We start from the raw sequence: 4,797 nt of genomic DNA on the forward strand, positions 1-4,797 counted from the left end.
CGCGCGCCCCCCGCCCCCCCCCCCCCCGAGCAGCGCGCCGCCGGGCGGGGGGGCGCCCCCGGGGGGGGGGCGCCCCCCCCCCCCCCCCGGGGCCGCCGATCAGGCAATGCCTCGTTGAGCACCTGTGTCTGACACGGCACTTCTCCCAGGGGAGTCGTCAGAAGTCGTGGTCGAAGACGGCGGTCACCGGTGCGTGGTTGCTCCATCGATCGGCAGAGGAGGCGGGGCGTTCGATGTAGGCCTTGGTGCAGGTGTCCGCGAGGTTCTGACTGACCATCAGATAATCAATTCTCCACGCCGCGTCGTTGTCGACCCACGGGGTTGACTCGCCGGCCCCCAGGCAGCGGGCGGTACGGTGTCGGGCCCCCGGATCGGGGCCATGATGCTCCGGCACGACACGTTCATCCGGGACGAGCGGGTCACCCTGCCGGTCGCCGGGCACGAGGCCACTGCGACCACGCCGACCGGGCTGTTCCTCCACCCCCACCAGCGCCGCCTACAGCACCACCGTCCGCCCCGACGGCCCCGTTCCGGCGGTACTCACCCAGGGGTGGACGGGCGGCCCCGCCCCGGTCACATCCGCGAGCGTGACCGGGGCGGAGTCCCGCCGGTGGCGAGGGGTGAGCCTGCCGTTCCTCAGGACGCGCTGAACCTCAGAAGGAGGCGGGGGCATGGCGCCGCGACCTCTCCCTCGGGAGGAGGGCCCCATGCCGCGAGTGCGGCGGAAACCCCCTGTGGGCCGGATTCCAGATAGCAGATCATGTTCACCGGGTACCGACTGTTGTCGAGCATGTAGCGGTCCATCGGTGTCGGCTCCTCGCTTATTCGCAGCCCTCGCTCTTCGGGTGGGCCGATCCGGTGCCAGTCGGGATGCAGATGGATGGAGCCCAGGATCTCGGCCCCGTCACGGTCCGCCTGCCGGTGAATACGAAGCAGATCCTGCGAGCTGCACCAGAATCCCCGGCGGGGGTTTCGGTAGGCGCTTCCGAAGCACGGCTCTATGGAGCTCGAGAACTCTTCGAGCGCCATCGGGTCGGTGGCACGGACGTTGGTCGCGAACTGGACCGAGGTGATGGCCGCGACACCGTCGTCGACGGTGCCGAGCAGGAGGGCGAAACAGGAGGGTGGTTCCTGCGGGGTACAGGCCTCGTATTCATCGCGCGCTACCGAGATGAACGACTTGACGGCGTCGAATCCGATCAGGGCGGTGTGGGGGGCGAGGGTCACGGCGGCTCCTCCTCCTTCAGCCGACATGCGCATGGTGGTCCGCCGCGGTGGTCCGTGAAGCGAGGTCCAGCGAGTGAACCTCGGCCGGGGAGAGTTCCAGGGTCGCTCCCGGGGTCAGTTCGGCGAGCTGCTCGGGCGTCCTGCTGCTGGCGAGCGGAGCGACGACATGGGGCTGCGCCCTCAGCCAGGCCAGGGCCACCGCGGCGGGGGCGGTGTCGTGCTCGGAGGCGATCGTGTCCAGCGTCCGGAGCACCGTGCGGCCGCGGGGCGTTTCGCCGTACGGTCGTGCCGCGTCGCTGCGGACGCTGGGAACGGCGGGTGCGCCTTCGCGGTACTTGCCCGTCAGGAAGCCCTGCGCCAGGGCGAAGTACGGGACGCAGGAGACGCCCTCGCGCTCGCAGACCGGGGCGATCCCGCTCTCGAAGGGCTCGCGTTCCATGAGGTTGTAGGGAGGCTGGACCGCCACGTACGAGGCGAGCCCCGAACGCTTCGAAACCTCAAGGGATTCAGCCAGCCTGGGGCCGCTGATGTTCGAGGCGCCGATATGGCGCACCTTCCCTGCCACGATCAGTGTGTCGAGTGCGGCGAGGGTCTCTTCGAGGGGAGTTTCCGGGTCGTCCGCGTGCGTGTAGTAGAGGTCGATATGATCCGTCCGCAGACGGCGCAGGGATTCCTCCACGGCCTGGTGAACGACCTTCGCCGTGAGCCCGGACAGTCCGTTCAGTCGGCCTACCTTGGTGGCGATGACGAAACGGTCCCGCTGACCGCGCGCGGCCAGCCAGTTGCCGAGGATGGACTCGGACTCCCCGCCGGTGTTTCCGGGGGCCCACTGGGAATAGGAGTCGGCGGTGTCGATGAAGTTCCCGCCCGCGGCGGCGTAGGCGTCGAGGACGCGGAAGGATGTCCGCTCGTCGACGGTCCATCCGAAGACGCTGCCGCCGAGGCAGAGTGGAAAGACGTCGAGCTCGGAGTCTGCGATGGTAACCAATGGACGCCTTCTGGGTTCTTACCGGTTTCGGTGGTCGGTTCCGGTGCGGAGGGTGGGGCGCAGGGGGGCGCGACTCGGCGCAACCCCCCCACCTGAGGGGTCGGCTGACGCCCCCGACAGCAATGTCCAATGAATAGCGTGCACTTGATATTCAGTCAGTGTGGAAACCGATACTACCTTCCGATCCGATGCCATGCCGAGGCGTCGGCTGGATTCCGTCGTGGTCGGGGTGTGCGCCTGCGCCGTCGTTCTGCGCTCGAACAGCTCGACGGCGAGGCCGCCCCCGGTGGTTACCGGGCCGAGGCGGGTCGCGGCCGGGTCGTGGGTCGCAGGCCGTAGGCGCGGGTGGTCCGCGCGTCCACCGCCCTGGTGCGCATGGCCTTCGCATGCCGCGAGGCTGGATCGCCTTCCTGCCAAGGGAGTTCGGGCGAAGGGCGCGGGGTCGGACCAGCGGCCGGCATGGGTGGCGGCGCGCTCGACACAGGCCTCCACCGACTTCGCGGCGGAGTGATCGCTTCCGGGGCGCAGGTGAAGGCTACCGAGAGCCCCTTTCGAAGATCCACGTCGTCGAAGTCCTCAAAGGAACCCTCCCGGCATCCTCACCTCCGTCGCCGAGAGCAGGGCCGTGCTCCGTCCAGGGCGCCGCTCCCCTGTCGGGATGGTGGAGGTGTCGCCCCGCAGGATTTCCCGGGTCGTGATCCTCCCTGCGAAGCCGAGGACACCGACGACCCTCCCTCGCTGGACCCCGCCCGGTGAGCGCCGCGGCGTCGTACCTCGGAGCCCGGACGGGCGGGACCGGCGCCAAGGTGTTCACCGGGCGTAGTCGACCTCGGGGAAGTCGGGGGAGGGACCGTCGAGCAGTCGCCCCTGGTCGCGGAGGTGGAGGTCGAAGAAGGCTCGCGGGTAGGCGCGTTGGAACGCCTGTGCCCGGTGCCCGGGAATCGTCCCGACCTCGTCCTCCAGATCGGGCGGTGACATGCCCAGGAGAGGGGCGATCAGCGGCAGGATCAGCACATCGTCGCCGAACGACTGGTGCGCGGCTCCCCGTACGGTCAGATGCAGGCGCCAGCCGCGCAGACGCGACCAGAACGCGCGCAGGGCGGGGTTGCTCTCCATGCTGCCCTTGCCCGGGGTGTCCACGACCAGGAACGGACGGTCGAGCCCGGCGTCTACCACCGGGCCCGCCGCGCCCCCGTCCAGGCTCACTCCCGCCGTGATCCGCCCGTCGGTGAGCATCGTCGTGGCGGTGGTGGCGCCGCCCAGGGAGTGGCCGAGCATCCCGACGCGCCGCAGGTCGAGCGCCCCGTGCATGCCTGTGGGCAGCGGGGTGCGGCAGACGCCGGGGTGGCCACCCGAGCGGAGGACGGCGAGCCGGTCCAGGACGAAGCGGATGTCGGCGGTACGGACCGCGAGGGCCTTGGCGTAGTCGCTGATCCCGCCCAGCGGATTCGTCTCGACGCGTCCACCGGGGAAGGCGACCGCCGCCGCGTCGTAGGTGTGGTCGACGGTGACCACCAGAAAGCCGTGACTGGCGAGGTCTTCCACGACGCCGGTGCCGAACGACCGTGACGCGTCGGCGCCGGGAGAGTAGAGCACGACGGGCAGAGGGCCCGGTGGGCCGCCGACGGGAGCGCCCTCGTGGCCGTGGGTGCCTCCCAGCCGTACCCGGCCGGGAGGCAGGCCGAGGAGGCTCAGGTACCGGTCGGCCGCCGCCGGAGGCATCCAGGGAACAGTGGGACGGGCCGCGCAGCCGCGGGCGGGGTACCAGATGCTGATCATCAGCTCACGGCAGGGGCGGGAGGGCACCCAGGGGTCCGGCCGCGCGGTGTCGGCCAGGTGCAGCGCGATCGTACCCAGCGGGTACGGTCCGTTCGGGGCGGGCAGCTGGAACCGCACGGGTTCCTCCTGCCCCGGTCGCGCGGCGGCCACCGGCGCGAGCGGACCCGGGATCATGGCGGCGGCCAGTCCGGCGCACGAGGACAGCAGTGTTCTCCGATTCATGGCTCCACTGTTCCGTCCGATGAGCCCGGCGGCTTCGCCCCCGGGGAGTAACCCGGTGTCAGCCCAGGAGGGTACGACGGGCATCGGCCGCGCGGATGACTCAGCCCGCGGGATGACGTCCTCCGGGCTGACGGGCCCCGGGCCCCGTTTGGATAGCGTGGCCGGCATGGGGGACGGGGAGTCACGGCCGCTGGTGGCCAGACGTCTGCGGGACGGACAGTGGCACGGCGTGGACACGGTCGCGGCCGTGCTCCTCGCCCTGGCGTTCGGCGCGAGCGAGACGCGCAGCGGTGGCTGGGGCGCGGGAGCCGTGGCGGCGGTGGTCTGGCTGCCGGTCGCGGTACGGCGTAGACGGCCCGTCCGGGTTCTGTACACGGTCCTGGCCGGAGCGGTCTTCGCCATGGCGTTCACCGGATGGGAGGAGTCCTGGGTCCCGGTCGGGGCCGCCCTGTACACGGTGGCGGCGCGGGAACCGGGGCGCCGGGGCGCGGCCGCGCGCCGGCGCGCGGCGCCGCGCCCCCCCACCCCGCCGGGCTGCTCGGGAGCTGCGGCGTGGCAGTTGGTTGGGACATGACGGGACC

The 4,797-nt window shown here is 71.4% G+C and carries 4 protein-coding genes; 1 reads left to right on the plus strand and 3 read right to left on the minus strand.

The window, feature by feature from the left end:
• Positions 1–636: 636 nt before the first annotated feature.
• The 3 genes from ACFV6I_RS29435 to ACFV6I_RS29445 all read right to left on the minus strand — a co-directional run bounded on the left by ACFV6I_RS29435 (position 637) and on the right by ACFV6I_RS29445 (position 4,216).
• Positions 637–1,227, minus strand: coding sequence for a hypothetical protein (locus tag ACFV6I_RS29435; protein WP_380428545.1), 591 nt, complete (start codon positions 1,225–1,227; stop codon positions 637–639).
• A 16-nt stretch (positions 1,228–1,243) separates the two neighbouring features.
• The gene (locus tag ACFV6I_RS29440) at positions 1,244–2,215 is read right to left on the minus strand and encodes an aldo/keto reductase (protein ID WP_063346282.1); all 972 of its coding nucleotides are present in this window, start codon (positions 2,213–2,215) and stop codon (positions 1,244–1,246) included.
• Between the two features lie 810 nt (positions 2,216–3,025).
• Positions 3,026–4,216: an alpha/beta hydrolase family protein gene (locus ACFV6I_RS29445; protein ID WP_380428546.1), complete on the minus strand. Its 1,191-nt coding sequence runs from the start codon at positions 4,214–4,216 to the stop codon at positions 3,026–3,028.
• Positions 4,217–4,382: 166 nt separating this feature from the next.
• On the opposite strand from ACFV6I_RS29445, the gene ACFV6I_RS29450 reads away from it, so the two are divergent.
• The gene (locus ACFV6I_RS29450) at positions 4,383–4,790 is read left to right on the plus strand and encodes an O-antigen ligase family protein (protein WP_380428548.1); all 408 of its coding nucleotides are present in this window, start codon (positions 4,383–4,385) and stop codon (positions 4,788–4,790) included.
• The last annotated feature ends 7 nt before the right edge of the window (positions 4,791–4,797 follow it).

This window comes from Kitasatospora sp. NPDC059803 (genome assembly GCF_042732255.1).
GTDB lineage: Bacteria > Actinomycetota > Actinomycetes > Streptomycetales > Streptomycetaceae > Kitasatospora.